The organism is Mycolicibacterium chubuense, from assembly GCF_001044255.1.
In the GTDB taxonomy this organism is placed as follows: Bacteria; Actinomycetota; Actinomycetes; order Mycobacteriales; family Mycobacteriaceae; genus Mycobacterium; species Mycobacterium chubuense.
Genome location: NZ_JYNX01000028.1, coordinates 1 through 15,610 on the forward strand (window position 1 = coordinate 1; position 15,610 = coordinate 15,610).

10 protein-coding genes and 3 pseudogenes are annotated in these 15,610 nt (G+C 69.8%); 3 read left to right on the plus strand and 10 right to left on the minus strand.

Features of this window, described 5'->3' with window-relative positions; all coding sequences use genetic code 11:
- The 3 genes from MCHUDSM44219_RS07660 to MCHUDSM44219_RS07670 all read left to right on the plus strand — a co-directional run.
- Positions 1 to 1,417, plus strand: a 1,417-nt coding sequence (locus MCHUDSM44219_RS07660) for an alpha/beta hydrolase (RefSeq protein WP_048417647.1), incomplete at its 5' end; no start/stop codon positions are given.
- 4 nt (positions 1,418 to 1,421) lie between these two features.
- Positions 1,422 to 2,312 carry an alpha/beta fold hydrolase gene (locus MCHUDSM44219_RS07665; protein WP_048417648.1) on the plus strand — a complete coding sequence of 297 codons (891 nt, stop codon included), beginning with the start codon at positions 1,422 to 1,424 and terminating at the stop codon, positions 2,310 to 2,312.
- Positions 2,313 to 2,394: 82 nt separating this feature from the next.
- The gene (locus MCHUDSM44219_RS07670; RefSeq protein WP_201778138.1) at positions 2,395 to 3,429 is read left to right on the plus strand and encodes a spore photoproduct lyase family protein; all 1,035 of its coding nucleotides are present in this window, start codon (positions 2,395 to 2,397) and stop codon (positions 3,427 to 3,429) included.
- Here MCHUDSM44219_RS07670 and MCHUDSM44219_RS07675 read toward each other — a convergent pair.
- The 10 genes and pseudogenes from MCHUDSM44219_RS07675 to MCHUDSM44219_RS30805 form a co-directional block, all read right to left on the minus strand.
- Entirely contained in the window at positions 3,417 to 4,235 is an 819-nt protein-coding gene (locus MCHUDSM44219_RS07675) for an IclR family transcriptional regulator (protein ID WP_048417650.1), read from the minus strand. The two genes, MCHUDSM44219_RS07670 and MCHUDSM44219_RS07675, sit on opposite strands and share 13 nt — an antisense overlap.
- Positions 4,236 to 4,247: 12 nt before the next feature.
- Complete coding sequence (locus MCHUDSM44219_RS07680; protein ID WP_048417651.1) at positions 4,248 to 6,098, minus strand: putative nucleotidyltransferase substrate binding domain-containing protein; 1,851 nt, start codon at positions 6,096 to 6,098, stop codon at positions 4,248 to 4,250.
- Complete coding sequence (locus MCHUDSM44219_RS07685) at positions 6,073 to 7,608, minus strand: GMC family oxidoreductase (RefSeq protein WP_048417652.1); 1,536 nt, start codon at positions 7,606 to 7,608, stop codon at positions 6,073 to 6,075. Before MCHUDSM44219_RS07685 ends, MCHUDSM44219_RS07680 begins: the two co-directional genes overlap by 26 nt.
- Complete coding sequence (locus MCHUDSM44219_RS07690; RefSeq protein WP_048417653.1) at positions 7,608 to 9,158, minus strand: APC family permease; 1,551 nt, start codon at positions 9,156 to 9,158, stop codon at positions 7,608 to 7,610. The genes MCHUDSM44219_RS07685 and MCHUDSM44219_RS07690 overlap by 1 nt, the downstream gene beginning before the upstream one ends.
- A gap of 26 nt (positions 9,159 to 9,184) precedes the next feature.
- Positions 9,185 to 10,675: an aldehyde dehydrogenase family protein gene (locus MCHUDSM44219_RS07695; protein ID WP_048417654.1), complete on the minus strand. Its 1,491-nt coding sequence runs from the start codon at positions 10,673 to 10,675 to the stop codon at positions 9,185 to 9,187.
- A gap of 25 nt (positions 10,676 to 10,700) precedes the next feature.
- Positions 10,701 to 11,822, minus strand: a complete 1,122-nt coding sequence (locus MCHUDSM44219_RS07700) for an aromatic ring-hydroxylating oxygenase subunit alpha (protein ID WP_048417655.1) — start codon at positions 11,820 to 11,822, stop codon at positions 10,701 to 10,703.
- A complete protein-coding gene (solA, locus tag MCHUDSM44219_RS07705; RefSeq protein WP_048417656.1) occupies positions 11,819 to 12,961 on the minus strand; it encodes an N-methyl-L-tryptophan oxidase in 1,143 nt (380 codons plus the stop codon). The genes MCHUDSM44219_RS07700 and solA overlap by 4 nt, the downstream gene beginning before the upstream one ends.
- A gap of 4 nt (positions 12,962 to 12,965) precedes the next feature.
- Positions 12,966 to 13,787 (minus strand): annotated as a pseudogene (locus MCHUDSM44219_RS30795) (aminomethyltransferase family protein); the annotation flags it as partial.
- A pseudogene (locus tag MCHUDSM44219_RS31825) lies at positions 13,783 to 13,853 on the minus strand (neutral zinc metallopeptidase); the annotation flags it as partial. The pseudogenes MCHUDSM44219_RS31825 and MCHUDSM44219_RS30795, both read right to left, overlap by 5 nt.
- A gap of 1 nt (position 13,854) precedes the next feature.
- Positions 13,855 to 15,482 (minus strand): annotated as a pseudogene (locus MCHUDSM44219_RS30805) (FAD-dependent oxidoreductase); the annotation flags it as partial.
- Between the last annotated feature and the right edge of the window lie 128 nt (positions 15,483 to 15,610).

Genomic DNA, 15,610 nt, shown 5'->3' on the forward strand with positions numbered 1-15,610 from the left:
CGCAGCGGCGGCGCGTCGGCTGATTGCCGCGTCGGTGGCCGCGACCGACGGTGCCGAGCAGCTGGCCGCCGCGCGCACCGGCGTACTGGACGTCCTCGCACGGGCCCATCGCGACGGCCTCGCCGTCGCCGAGGACGGTTCGGTCACCCGCGCGGCCACCCTGGATCCGGTGCTGGTTCTCCTGGCCGGCGGCGACGCGACCGCGGCTGGACAGATGCTCGATGTCGCTGCAGCGCAGACACATTCGCAGCTCTTGGCGGCCCTCGACCGGCTGGGCGCGGCCGCCGGCGACGCGGCGTCCGACCTCGCCGCGGCGCTGAGCGGGGACACCCGCCGCACGCCGGCGCCCACCGTGCCCGCCGGCGCCGCGCCCGCTCCCCCGGTCGACGGCGTAAACGGCTGGCCGACGACGAGCCAGGACGGCATCGCCGGCCAGATCGCCGCGATGACACCCGAGCAGCGCGACCGGCTGGTCGCGCAGTACCCGAGGCAGGTCGGCAACACCGATGGTGTTCCGTGGCCGATGCGGGTCGCCGCGAACCGGATCAACATCGCCGCGGCCATCCTGGCCGAGTCCGGGCGCGACGCCGAGTCCCGCCGGCGGATTGCGCTGTATCGCGGGCTGCTCGCCGAGGTCGACGACCCGACCCGCGCCGGCGGCCGCATCCAGCGCCAGATCCTGGCGTTCGACCCCGCCCGCTCGTCGCTGGTCGAACTGCACGGCGACCTCGCGACCACCCGAAGCGTCGCGGTGCTGGTGCCCGGCGTCAACACCACGATCGAGGGCTCAGCGGCCACCGCCGCCACCGCACGCCGGTTCGTGTCCGGCAGCCACGGCGACACGGCGGTGATCACCTACCTCGGCGGACCGTTCCCCCAGGTGCACGATCCCGCCGCCGTGCTGCTCGAGGCCGCCGACCCGCGCAGCGCGCTGGACATGGCACCGCGCCTGGTGGCGTTCAGCGAGGACGTCGACCGCACCGTGGCACCCGGCGTCCCCGTGACGGTGATCGGGCACTCCTACGGCGGCTCGATCGTCGGCACCGCCGAGGCGCTGGGACTGACGTCGGACCGGACGCTGTTCCTGGCCGCCGCCGGCTCCGGTGTCGGCGTCGACGACCCGTCGGACTGGCACAACCGCAACCCCGACGTGCTGCGCTTCTCGATGACCGCGCCCGGCGACTTCATCGAGGCCGTGCAGGGCATCCCGGGCGGGCCGCACGGCGCCGACCCCGACGAGATGCCCGGCGTGATCCGTTTGCGCGCAGGGTTTTACGACGATGGCCGTCCGGTGGCCGGATGGGAGGCCCACAGCGGCATGCTGAACCGGCCGTCGGATTCGTGGCGGACGGTGCTCGCGGTCATCACAGGGGATTCCGAAACGCTGCATCGCGCCGTCGCCGACGCGCCACAATGAACCCATGGGGTCACGGGCATCGCGCAGCGCGCCCGTCGACGGTTTCCGGCTGACCTTCGACCGCTTCGGCACTCCCGGCGCCCCGTCGGTGCTGCTGCTGCACGGCTGGCCCGGCAACCGGCACGACTACCGGCGGCTGGTTCCGCTGCTGCTCGCCTCCGGCCGGACCCTCGACGTGGTGGTGCCCGATCTGCGTGGCTTCGGCGGTTCCGACAAGCACGACGTGGCCGTCAGCCACTTCTACAGCGCATCGGCGCAGGCGGCCAGCGTCGTCGGGCTGATCGCCGAACTCGATCTGGCGCCGGTGGTGATCGGCGGGTACGACGTCGGCAGCCGCGTCGCCCAGAGTGTGGCGCGCATGCATCCGGACCTGGTGCACGCGCTGGTGCTGTCCCCGCCGCTGCCCGGTGCAGGCGAACGGGTGCTCACCGCACCCGCGCAAGCAGAGTTCTGGTACCAGGCGTTTCACCAGCTGCCGCTGTCGGCGCGGCTGGTCGACGGCGACGGCGACGCCGTGCGCGACTATCTGTCGCACTTCTGGAGTCACTGGTCCGGACCGGGATTCACCCTCAGCGAGGACGACCTCGACGCGCTGGTGGCCGACTATGCACTGCCGGGCGCCTTCACCGCCTCGATCGCGTGGTACCGGGCCGGGGCGGGCACCATCGCGCAGTCACTGACCGAGCTCCCACCCGAGCAGGCGATCAGGATCCACGCCCCCACCGATGTGCTGTGGCCGGGCCGTGATCCGTTGTTCCCCCCTGCATGGTCGGATCGGCTCGAGCACTACTTCACCGACGTGACGCTGCACACCGCCCCCGACGCCGGCCACTTCACCCCGCTGGAGTGCCCCGACGCGTTCGCCGGTCTGCTGCTGGACCGAAGACAGGAATGACCACAAGATCAATTCCGTTGCTTCCCAAGCGATGACGACATCTTCCCCGGGGCCTGTGCGGTGGCTCCCCCGGCGTGTGCTGGTGACGCGCTCGGCGGCCGAACTCCCGCACGGCGCGCAGATCATCTCCCGCTGCGAGGCCGCCGGCGTTCCCGACATCGACGTCCTGCGCGGTGACCGCTTACCCTCGCTGCGCGGCGAGGACGATCGGTCCACCTACGCGCTGGCCAAACGCGCGCTGGCGGTGGTGGTGGCGCCTCCGTCGAAGCGGCGGATGCAGCCGATTCCACCGAGTGCGGACTGGCGGATGGACCTCGCCGAGGGATGCCCCGGGCACTGCCAGTACTGCTATCTCGCGGGCTCGCTCTCCGGGCCGCCGGTCACGCGGGTGTACGCGAACCTTCCCGAGATCCTCGCCGGCATGGACGACCACGTGGGCCGGGGCACCGTCACGTCGGCCTCGGTGCGCGCCGGCGAGGGCACCACGTTCGAGGCGTCCTGCTACACCGATCCGCTGGCGCTCGAGCATCTGACCGGATCGCTGTCGGCGGCCATCGCCCACGTCGGCACCCACGACTGGACGGCCCGGGTCGGGCTGCGGTTCACCACCAAGTACGACGACGTCGCGCCGCTGCTCAGCCTGCCGCACCACGGCAGGACCCGGGTGCGGGTGTCGGTCAACACCGAGGAGATCGCCGGGCGCTTCGAGGGCGGCACCGCACGGCTGCCCCGACGGGTGGCGGCGCTGGCCGCACTGGCCGCCGCGGGGTACCCGGTGGGCCTCACGATCGCGCCCATCATGCCGATCCCGGACTGGCGCACCGGTTACGGCGATCTACTGCGCACCGTGGCCGACGCCACCGCGGACATCCCGGACCTCGATCTGACCGTCGAGTGCATCACCCATCGCTTCACCGCGGCCAGTAAAGACGTGCTGACGTCGTGGTACCCGCGGACGAAACTGGAGATGGACGAGGCGGCCCGGACACGCAAGTTCGGCAAGTACGGCGCGGCGAAGTACGTCTATCCCAAAGACACGATGGCGCAACTGCGATCCTGGTTCGACGCGGAAATCGCCGCGACGCTGCCGGCCGCCCGGACGCTCTACTGGACCTGACCGGTCCGCGCACTCCAGCCGAGGCGGCGGCTGACGGCGTCGGCGGCGGCCACCGTGCGTTTCGCCACCTCGTCGAACCGCTCCACCGAGAGCCGGTAGGCCGGCCCCGAAACACTCAGTGCCGCAACCACTTGCGAGTGTACATCGAAGATCGGCGCGGCCACCGCGTTCAGACCGACCTCGAGTTCCTCGGTGACACTGGCCCATCCGCGCTCCCGCACCGCGGCCAGCTGCTCGGCGAGTTCGTCGACGGTGGTGACGGTGGCGTCGGTGAAGGGCACCCAGGGCGGGCGCAGCCGGCCCCGCACGTCCGCGGGCTCCAGTCCCGCGAGCAGCACCTTGCCGCTGGAAGTGGCGTACGCCGGGCAGCTTTGGCCGACCCAGGTGCGCAGGGTGATCTCCGCCGGGCCGATCGACTCGACGATGTTGACGATGCGGTCGCCGTCGAGCACCGCCACGTTGGTGGTCTCCCCCACGTCGATGCTGAGCGTGTCGCAGATGTCCTGGCTCATCTTCACCAGGTCGGCGTGCCCCCCGGCCGCATAGGACAGCCGGGAGATCGCCAGCCCGAGGCGGTACTTGCCGCGTTCGGAGATCTGTTCGACGTAGCCGCGGGCCTCCAGCGCGGCGACCAGACGCGACGCAGTGGACTTGTGCACGCCGAGTTCGGCGGCGATCTCGGTGACCCCGGCCTGCCCGAGATCGGCGATGATCTCCAGCACCTGCAACGCCCGGTCGACGGATTGCACGGCGGCGGCCGGCTCCCGGGGTGCGCGCTCGGAGGGGGTGGGCTCGGGGGAAGGCATTGCTGACCGACCCTATACGCCCGTGAGCCCGAGGTTGCCGACACGTCGCCGCACTGCGGCGATCTCACGCAGCCCGTCACCGAGCAGACTGCGGTTGAGCGGGGACAACTCGGAGGACGCGACGATGTCGCCGGGCGTGCGGCCCGCGGTGATCTGATCCACCTGATGGGCCATCCGCAGCCGCTGCAACATCGCGAACACGTCGCCCAGCGTGCGGGCATCGCGCTCGCTGAGCGCGCCCGCCTGCGCCGCCGCCTCCAGCCGCGTCGGCGTGGACGCCGACGTGACGCCGGCGGCCAGCCCACCCCACCGGGCCAGGTTGACGATCGGCGTGACGGCGTGGTTCTTCAGGTCGAAGGTGCCGCCGCGCCGCGACAGCACATCGCGCAGCGAGCGGGTCTTCATCCGGCCCGACAGCGCGTCGAGCAGTTGCAGGCGCAGCGCGTTCGGATGTTCCTCGCGCATTCGCTGATAGGCCGCCGGCACCGTGTGCAGGCCCGGGTCGCCCCACACCACGCGCCCGTCGATCAGCAGCGAGGAGAACATCAGCCCGCGGTCGCGCAGCGGGTCGTCGAGCCATCCGCGCGCGGCGGTACGCCAATCCGACTGTGAGCGCGAGAATTTCGGCTTCGCGGCGATCGCGCCGTTGCGGTCCGAGGGCAGCCCGGCGTCATCGAGCAGGTCGTGCACCGCACCGGCGAGGGTCCGCAGCCGCGGCGCCTGATCTGCCAGGTCGTCACGCCACGACAGCGCACTGTCGACGTCGGAGGACGGCATCGCCTCGCGGCGTGCGACGCTGCCCAGCGTGAGCCAGGCGAATCCGCCGGCGGGCACGCCGTCACCCTGCGCGACGACCAGTTCGAGCGCGCGGCGCACCAGGCTGTCGATCACCACCGACAGGATCGCGCTGGTGGCCACCGCTTTGGTGCCGCTGCGGAACAGATCCACGGCGGTCCCGGTGACCTGGTGGCCGACGGCGCGCAACTGTGCCGCATCGGTGGCGAGCGCGATCGAGCGGCGCAGCAGGAAGCTCTGGCGCGCCGACGCGGCCAGCAGGTCGGCGTCCTCGAGCACGCCCACCACCTCGCCGCGCGGGGTGAGCACCGGCATGTGCCGCAATCCGCACTCCAGCATCTCCATCAGCACGCTGTCGGCGGTCAGGTCGGCGGTCACAGTGCGGGCCGGGGCACTCATCACCGAGGCGATGGAGACGTCGACGGACAACCCCGCGGCCACCACCCGGGTCCGCAGATCGCGGTCGGTGAAGATGCCCAGGCCGCCGTCCGGTAACCGGATCAACGCGTAGGACACGTGGTGTTCGGTCATCTTCGTCACGACGTCGCGCACGGTCTCCCCCGGCCCGACGATCAGTACGTCGCCGTGGACGAGCTCGGCGACCGGCCTGCTGTCGGTGGCCGGGGCGATGGTCGGCCGCTCGGCCGCCGCGCGGTTCCAGCCCGACGACGCCAGGAACGCCAGTCCGGCCGGCTTGGCGAACTGCGCCCGGACCAGGCTGCCCGGCAGCCGGATCAGCGTGCTCGGCGCCGCGGTGCGCGCCTCGAAATCCATTCCGGCGCCGGTCAACAGCGGCATGTAGCCGAAGATGCCCCCGGGGCCGACGACATCGATCAGCGAGCCGTCGCCGCTGGCCCGCAACGCCACCATGCCGTCGCGCACCATCCAGACCTCGTCGGGGACGCGGGCGGCGTAGTCGGCGACCACGACGCCGGCGGGAAACCGTTCGATCGCGGCCCCGTCGGCCAGTGCCGCGAGTTCCTCGGCGGTCGAGGCCTGGAACGGGGTGTGCTCGGCCAGGAAGTCCGGCAGCCGGGCGCGCTCAGCCTGTTCGGATGAGGTCGGCACACTTCTCCGCCATGGTCATCACGGTGATGTTCGGGTTCACCGCCGGCAATTTCGGCATCGCGGAGGCGTCCACCACCCGCAGTCCGGCGACCCCCTTGACCCGCAGCTGCGGGTCGAGCACGGCCATCGGGTCGGACACCGCGCCCATCCGGGCCGTCGCCGCCGGGTGGTAGACGGTGTTGTGGCACTGGTGGATGTAGTCGAGCAGCTCGTCGTCGGTGGTGGCGTCCGGTCCCGGCGCGAGTTCGCGCGCCACCCACGGTGTCAGCGGCGACTGTTCGGCGATACGGCGGGCGAGTTTCACCCCCGCCAGCATGATCCGGTCGTCGTAGCCGTCCGGATCGGTGAAGTACCGCGGGTCGACGCGGGGGCGGTCACGGAAGTCGCGGGTGCGCAGCCGGACGGTTCCGCGGGAGTGACCCTGGGTCACGTTGGGCGTCAAGCAGAATCCGTTGTCGGTGGTCGGGTAGCCGCGGCGCAGCGTGTTCATGTCGAACGGGACGCTGCCGTAGTGCATCATCAGGTCCGGCTGGCTCACGCCCTCGTCGATCGTGGTGAACAGCCCGATCTCCCACCACTGGGTCGACGCGGTCACCATCGGCCGGGCCGCCTCCCAGAACACCAGTCCCTCGACGTGGTCGTCGAGGTTGGCGCCCACGCCGGGAGAGTCGACGCGCACGTCCACGCCGATCTCGCGCAGGTGTGCGGTGGGCCCTATCCCGGAGAGCATCAACAGCTTCGGGGTGTCGATGGCGCCGGCGGTCAGGATCACCTCCCGGCGCGCGGCGACGGTGTCGTAACCGGTCAGGTCCGGTCGCTGGTAGCGCACCCCGGTGGCACGCAGGGCGTCGTCGAACAGCACCTCCGACACCCAGGTGTCGGTGCGCACCTCGAGATTCTTGCGGGTGCCCAGGATCGGGTGCAGAAACGCGTGCGAGGTCGACATACGGATGTCCCGACCGTGTTCGTCGATAGTGGCGTTGATCTGGAACCAACCCGCACCGTTGCGCACCGTCTCGCCGCGGTTGAACGCCACCGTCGGCATCCCGACCAACGCCGCTGCCTCGAGAACGGCTGCACCGCAGGGATCCTCGGGCGGGATGTCGCGGAGCGTGACCGTCTCGGTGAGGCGCTTCACCAGGGGCAGCACCTCGGCCGCACCCCACCCGGTGGCGCCCATCGCCGCCCACTCGTCGAGGGCTTCGGCCGGCGGGTGGAACGCGATGCACGAGTTGTGCGACGAGCAGCCGCCGAGCACCTTGCCGCGCGCGTGCCGCATGTACGAGTTGCCACGCTCCTGCGGCTCGACCGGATAGTCCCAGTCGTAGCCGGAGTCGAGCAGATGCATCCACTCCGAGAGCACCAGGATCTTGTCGTCGCCGACATCGGACGGTCCGGCCTCGATCAGGCACACCGTCACGTCCGGGTTCTCGGAGAGCCGCGCGGCGAGCACGCAGCCGGCGGTGCCGCCCCCGGCGATGACGTAGTCGAAGGTTCCCGCGTCAGCCATCAGGCCTGCCCCGCAAGCTCATCCGGATCGGCCTCTCGTACCGTCTCGACCGCGTGGGACTTCAGCGTGCCGATGTGATGGCGCCCCTTGAGCGCGTACCACAACAGGCCCGAGCCGACGATGACGCCGATGTAGACGAACGCGCCCCAGGTGTTGTACCAGGGGTCGCCGTACACGGCGACGCGTGGCCACGCCAGATTCAGCGCCATGGAGGCCCCCCACAGCACGGCGAAGATGTTCACCGGCAGTCCCCACTTGCCCATGGTGAAATAGCCGCCCTCTTTGAGATCCGCGGGCGGCCACTGCCCCTGGAACCGCTTCTTGAGCATCGGTGCGGTGACCATCAGGTACGCGAGGTAGATCATGATGATCGCGATCGACGTCAGCACGGTGAAGATCTTGGGCTGACCGATGTTGATCGCCAGGATGATCGCCGCGATGACGCCGATCGTAACGGCCGGCACGATCGGGGTCTGCGTCTTCGGGTTCACCGTCGCGAGCTTCTCCCCGAACGGCAGGGCGTTGTCACGCGCCATCGCGAACGACAGCCGGATCGCCGCGGTGTGGACGGCCAAGGTGCACACCGTCACCGCCACGACGATGCACGCGAGGAAGACCTTGCCCAGCGGGCCCCACATCACCTGCTCGACGATGTACTGCAGGCCGCCGCTGCTCTCCCCGATCTGCGGGTCCTCGAGATTCGGAGCGGACATCACGGCGAACACCAGGATGCCGCCACCGATCACGAACGATGCCAGGATCGCGCGGAAGATGGCCTTGGGCGCGGTCTTTCGCGGCTCCACCGTCTCCTCACCGAGCGAGCTCGCGGTGTCGAAGCCGTACATCACGTAGAGCGAGGCCAGCGACGCGATGAGGAACACGCCGAGGTAGCCGAGGCTTTCCCCCTCGCCGTAGCCCTCGGTGGAGAAGAAGACGTCCGGCCCGCGTTTGACGTTGACCGCGAGGATGATCACGATCAGCACCGCGGCGATCAGCTCGATGAACACCCCGGCGCTGTTGATGATCGACATCAGCTTGACGCCGAGGGCGTTGATGACCGTCGTGAAGACGATCAGCGCGGTGCCGAGAATGACTGCGTTGGTGGCGAAGTCGTACGTGCCGGTGCCGTCGCCGACGATCTGGAATCCGCTCCACAGTCGCGGCAGGTTGAGCTGATAGGCCAGCACCACCGCGGAGATCGTCACGATCGACGCGGTCAGCATGAGCCATCCCGATGTCCAGCCCACCAGCCGGCTGCCCAGTTTCTTGCTCCAGTTGTAGACCGAGCCCGCCACCGGATACTTCGCCGCGAGCTCCATGAAGCACAGCGCGACGGCCATCTGGCCGACGAACACCATCGGCCACGACCACAGGTAGGCGGGCCCGCCTGTCCCGAACCCGAAGTAGAACAGCTGGAACGTACCGGTCAGGATCGAGATGTAGCTGACGCCCGCGGCGAAGCTGGCGAACTTGCCGATGCTGCGGTCCAGCGATTCCTTGTAGCCGAAGTCCTCCATGCCACTGTCGGCATGCGGCTGTTTGATCACCATGGTGTTGCCCTTCTTTCAGGCCGATCTCAGTTCTTGAACCAGCCCGCGGCGGTGGGAGCGGTGTTGTGCCAGATGTGCTTGAGCTCCTGGTATTCGGCCAACCCGGTCGGACCCAGTTCGCGCCCGTTGCCCGATTTCCCGAACCCGCCCCATTCGGCGGACGCGGTGTAATAGCCGAAGTCGTTGAGCCAGACCGTGCCGTGCCGCAGTGCCCGCACCACACGTTCGCCCCGGGCGGCGTCCGATGTCCGAACCCCGGCCGCGAGACCGTATTCCGTGTCGTTGCCGAGGGCGATGGCCTCGTCCTCGGTGGTGAATCGCTCGACCGTCAGAATCGGCCCGAAGGTCTCCTCTGCGACGATGCGCATCGACCGGTCGCACCGGTCGAAGATCGTGGGAAGGTAGAAGTAACCGTCCGCCAGGGCCGCATCGGTGGGCCGGGCACCCCCGCAGACCAGCTTTGCGCCTTCGGAGATCCCCAGGGCAACATAGTCTTCCACCTTCGCCCGATGCTGTTCGGAGACCAGCGGCCCCGTCTCGCTGGCCGGGTCCATGCCGTTGCCGACCCGAATGGCGGCCGCGCGTTCGGCCAGCGCGGCGACGAAGTCATCGGCGATGGACTGCTCGACGATCAGCCGGGTACCCGCCGAGCACACCTGCCCGGAGTGCAGGAACACGCCGGTGAGCACATGGTCGACCGCGGCGTCCCAGTCTCCGCTGTCGCGGACGTCGGCGAACACGATGTGCGGGTTCTTGCCGCCGAGTTCGAGGGCCACCTTGGTGACGTGCGCGGCGGCGGTCGCCGCGATGTTGCGCCCGGTGGCCAGACCGCCGGTGAACGAGATGAAGTCGACCTCCGGGTTGTCGGTCAGCGCGGACCCGAGGGTGGCCCCGCTGCCCTGCAGCAGGTTCACCACCCCGGGCGGTATGCCGGCCTCGTCGAGCAGACGGACGAACGCGATGGTGCTCAGCGGGGTGACCTCACTGGGTTTGGCCACCATGGTGCAGCCCGCCGCCAGTGCGGGCGCCACCTTCCAGGACATCTGCAGCAGCGGGTAGTTCCACGGTGCGATCAGCACACACACGCCGATCGGTTCGCGCACCACCCGGCTGATGACCGCGGGATCGCCCACGTCGACCAGGGTGTCGGCCTCGACGCCGATCAGGCGGGAGTAGTACCGGAACACCGAGGTGACGTCGTCGATGTCGATGCGGCTCTCCGCGAGCGTCTTTCCGGTGTCGCGGGTCTCCAGATGCGCGAGATCCTCCTTGTCGCGCTGCAGCAGGTCGGCGATCCTGCTCAACAGCTCGGAGCGCTCGGCCGCGGTGGTGGCGCGCCAGGCGCCGTCGTCGAACGCCGCGCGGGCGGCCGCCACGGCGTCGCGCGCGTCGTCGGGGGTGGCCTCGTCCACCACGGCGACGACGCTGCCGTCGGCCGGGTTGACGATGTCGCGGGTGCCGCCGTCGGAGGCGTGCCGCCACGTACCACCGATACAGAGGTCGGGTTCACCGTCCATGCTGCCGCGGCCTCCTCGTTGTCGTCTACACCGACGTCGCCAGCCGGGACACTACCCAGTGATGGAACTCCGCGAGGTGATGTTCCGCGGGAACGAGGACCCCGCCGTCGCGGTAGGCCCGCGACGACATCGCCGGCTGGGTGCGTTCGCAGGCCTCGAAGTCCTGCACGTTGACCCGGTGGAACAGTTCGACCGACGCGGACACGTCGCGCTCGGAGGCCACCACGTCACCGGTGTAGAGCCAGTCGCACTCGACGATCGTGCGGTCCACCGACATCGGGAACATCCGGTGGAAGATCACGTGGTCGGGCACCAGGTTGATGAACACGGTCGGTTTCACGGTGATCGCGTAGTAGCGGCGGTCCTGGTCGTCGGTGATGCCGGGCAGCCGGTCGAAGCCTGCGGCGCCGTCGACGGTGAAACCCGCCACCTCGGTGCCGAACTCCGCGCCGAGGCCGACATTCGCCTGGGCGGCCACTCCCCGGGCGAACTCGGGCAGCACGCCGACCAGTTCGGGGTGGATGGAGCTGCAGTGGTAGCACTCCATGAAGTTCTCGACGATGAGCTTCCAGTTGGCGGCGACGTCGTAGACCACGCGGTGCCCCACGTCGAGGCCCCCGATGCCGTACCGGTTGATCGCGTCGGCGTCGCCGAGGGTCCGGGTCGCCTCGGCGATCACGTCTTCGAACGGCGGCGGCGTGTCGGACAGGCACACCCAGGCGTAGCCGAGCCATTCGGTCAGCGCGACCGGCACCAGACCGTAGGCGTACCGGTCGATCGGCGCGCCGGCGCCGTCGGTCAGCGTGCCGATGTTCGGCGCGGCGACGAGCTTGCCGTCCAGGGCGTAGGTCCAGGAGTGGTACGGGCAGCGCAGCGTGCGTTTCACCTCGCCCTCGGACTCGGTGCACAGCTGAGCGCCACGGTGCCGGCAGACGTTGAGGAAGGCGCGCAGCAGACCGTCGCGTCCGCGCACCAGCAGCACGCTCTCGCGACCGACCTGGACCTTCTTGAACTTTCCCGGTAGCGCCAGGTCCGAGGAGCGCACCGCGCAGAACCACATCGTCTCGAAGATGTGTTCCTGCTCGGCGGCGAAGACGTCGGCGCCTGTGTAGTAGCGGCCGCCGAGCGTGGCGAGAAGGGCGGTCATGTCGTCACCAACCTCCGGGGGTCGAACAGCGAGATCGGGTGCGCCGTCGCACCGGCCAGCGCCAGGTCGGCGAGGATCTCCCCCACCACGGGCACGAATTTGAAGCCGTGCCCGGAGAATCCGCACGCCACGGTCACGTGGTCACTGTCGGGATGGCGCGCGATCACGAAGTGCTGATCCGGGGTGTTGGAGTACATGCACGTCGCCGAGTGCAGGCACGGCCCGTCGAGCGCGGGCAGCAGGCGGGCGACCCGGTCCCGCATCTCGCGGATCTCGCCGGCGTGCACGGTCCGGTCGATGGTCTCGGGCGTGCATTCCACCCCTTTGCGGAAGAACGCGACCTTGACACCTCCGCGCGGTCCGTCGATGGCGGGGAATCCGTAGCTCTGCATCCCGGAGGCGTCTTCTTCGATGAAGATCGGGTGGTCGACGAACGGGCCGGTGCCGCCGACGGGGTCGAGCCAGTACAGCACCTGACGTTCGACGGTGATCGGGATGCCGAACTCGGCGAGCAGCTGCGGCGCCCACGCGCCGGGGCAGATGACGAGCTGGCCCGCCGTGTACGTCGCGGTGGCGGTGCGCACCGTCACGCCGTCGGCGGTCTCCGACCACTCGAGCACCTCTTCACCGAACTGCAGTGTGGCGCCGGCCTTCTCGGCCAGGTCGAGGTGCGCCTGCACGGTCAGCTCGGGCCGGGCGAACCCGGCCTTGGCCTCGTACAGCGCGACGTCGCCGGGCTGAGGGGTGAAGTTCGGGTACCGTGCGCGGATCTCGTTCGCGTCGAGCACCTCGTGCGGAAGGTCCCATTCGCGGCTGGCCCGCAGGCTGCCGGCCACGGTGAGACTGTCGGGCGCGCCCAGGAACAGCCCCCCGGTCATCCGGTACACCTCGCGGCCGCTGTCGGCCGCCAGCTGCTCCCACAGTTCGTAGGCGCGCAGCAGCAGCGGTACGTAAGCCGGGTCCTCGAAGTAGGACTGCCGGATGATGCGCGACCCGCCGTGGCTGGACCCGCGGTCGTGGGCGGGGGTGAACTTCTCCAGACCGAGCACGCGCTGCCCGCGCGCGGCCAGGTGGTAGGCCGCGGCGCTGCCCATGCCGCCGAGCCCGATGACGATGACATCAAAGGTCTGCGAGGTCATTTCGTCACCTCCGAATCCGGGTCATCTCGGGGTCCACCACCGGTTCGGCGTGCACGACCGCGGTGAGCGTGGCGCCGCGGTAGTCGACACGCACCGCGTCGCCGACGTTCACGTGCGCGGGCAGCCACGCGTAGGCGATCGTCGCACCGATGGTCGCCGAGTAGCCGGCGCTGGTCACGTATCCGGCGCATTCACCGTCGAGGAACACCGGTTCCTTGCCCAGCACGGCCGCGTCGGGATCGTCGAACACGATGCTGCGCAACACCGTCTGCGGTTCCGGCGCTGTTTCCAGCGCGCTCTTGCCGACGAAGTCCTTGTCGAGGCGGACCGCGAAGTCCAGCCCGGCCGCGGCGGGCCGGTGCTCGGCGGTCATATCGGTTCCCCAGCTGCGGTAACCCTTTTCGATGCGCAGGCTGTTGAACGCGATCCGGCCCGCCGGGATGATCCCGTGCGCCGCCCCGGCGTCGGCGATCAGATTCCACAGCGCCGACCCGTACTCGGCGCTGGTGTAGATCTCCCAGCCCAGCTCACCGACGTAGGACACCCGCATCATCGTGACGGGGATCGCGTCGAGGTAGGTGTGCAGCGCCCGGAAGTACGGAAACCCCTTGTGCGACAGGTCGTCGGGGCACACCGGCGCGACGACGTCGCGGGCCGAGGGCCCCCACACCCCGAGGCAGCAGGTGCCGCCGGTGATGTCGCGCAGCGTGACGTCGGCGGGCTTGTGCCGGGACAGCCAGTCGAAGTCCATCGGCGAGTTCGCCCCCACCTGGAAGGTGTCGGGGGCGAGCCGCGCGACGGTCAGGTCGCTGCGGATGCCGCTGCTTGGTGATCGCCGCGTAGTGCGCCCACACCCCGGCGTAGCAGTCGGCCTGCAGTTCGGTGCGCACCCNAAGTGGACGCATTCGAAGAACCTGATGCACGTGATCTTCACCGAGCCCGACGCCCAGACGTTGTTGGTGGTCATCCGCTGCAGGAACGCCGATGCGCCGGGTCCGGACACCTCGTAGCGGGTCAGCGGGGTCATGTCGTACATCGCGACGTGCTCGCGGGTCCAGCGCGCTTCGGCGACCGAGATGGGCGACCAGAACCGCGATGCCCAGTCGTCACGGGCGGGTACGGCCAGCCCTTCGTCGACGAGGCGGTCCGCCAGGGCGGCGTTCGACTCGAACCAGGCGGGACGCTCCCAGCCGCCACCTTCGAAGAAGAACGCGCCGAGCTCGGTGTGGCGGGCGTGGAACGGGCTGGTGCGCAACCCGCGCAGCGCGGTGCGGTACTGGTGCGGGTGGATGACGTCGTAGACCTCGACGAAGGCCTGGGAACTGGTCTGCAGGACGAACTTCGGGCTGCGGGCCACGTCTTCGAAGCGGTACAGGTCGCACTCGTGGGTGTCGACGGACGGGGTGCCGTCGATGATCCACTCCGCCGTCGCCCTGGCCACCCCGGCGGAGTGGGTGACCCACACCGCCTCGGCGACCCAGAAGCCGCGCAGTTCGCGGTGTTCACCCATGATGGAGAAGCCGTCGGGGGTGAACGAGAAGATACCGTTGAACGCCTCTTCGACCTTCGAGTCGTCCAGGGCGGGAATGAGTTTCGCTGCTGCCTCCCAGGCGGGCGCGAAGTCCTCCTCGGTGAACGGCAGCATCGACGGCATGGCCTCGGCGGCGGTGTCGGCGAGCAGCGTGCTCATGTCGACGGGCATCGGCTTGTGCGCGTAGGACCCGATACCCAGCCGGTCCACGTGCTCGCGGAAGTACAGATCCTGGTCCTGGTGGCGCAGGATGGGCAGACCGGCTTCGGCGAGTTCGGTGTTGCGCCCGACCAACTCGGCGATCTGGCCGGTGCGGGCGTACTGGTGAGCCATCGGAACGAGCGGCAACACGAGGCCGACCTGCTTGGCGAACTGCGCACCCCAGAAGCCCGCGGCGCACACCACGACGTCGGCGTCGAGGACGCCGTCGGCGGTGCGCACGCCGGTGACCCGCTCGCCGTTGTCGAGGATGCCGAGCACCTCGGTGTGCGGGAGCAGCGTGGCGCCGCGCGCTTCGGCGCGGCGGGCCTGGGCTTCCGCGGCACGCAGCGCCTTGGCGAGCCCGTCGGCCGGCGTGTGGAAGCCGCCGAGGATCTGCTCGCGGTCGATCAGCGGGTGCAGGGCCGCGCATTCGGCGGGGGTGAGCAATCGGCCCTCGATGCCCCACGACTGCGCCCAGCCGGCCTTGCGATGCAGGTCGGCCCAGCGTTCGGCGGTGGTGGCGACCTCGAGACCGCCGACCGGGTTGAAGGCCCAGCCGCCCGGATGGGCCAGGCTGTTGAACTTCTCGACGGTGTAGCGGGCGAAGGCGGTCATCGTCTTCGACGGATTGGTCTGGAAGACCAGGCCAGGCGCGTGGGAGGTGGAGCCGCCGGTGGCGAACAGCGGACCGCGGTCGACGACCGTGACGTCGGTCCAGCCGCGCGCGGTCAGTTCGTCGGCCAGGGACGTCCCGACGATGCCGGCGCCGATCACGACGACTTTGGGCATGGTTCCATCGCTCTCAGGTCATCCGGGGTGTGTAGTTGCGCATTGCGCAACGTGATGCGCGATATGCAACAGAATCATCCACCCTGGATGCACGGCGCGCAAGACGGACACGCTGGGAGAAACCTGGA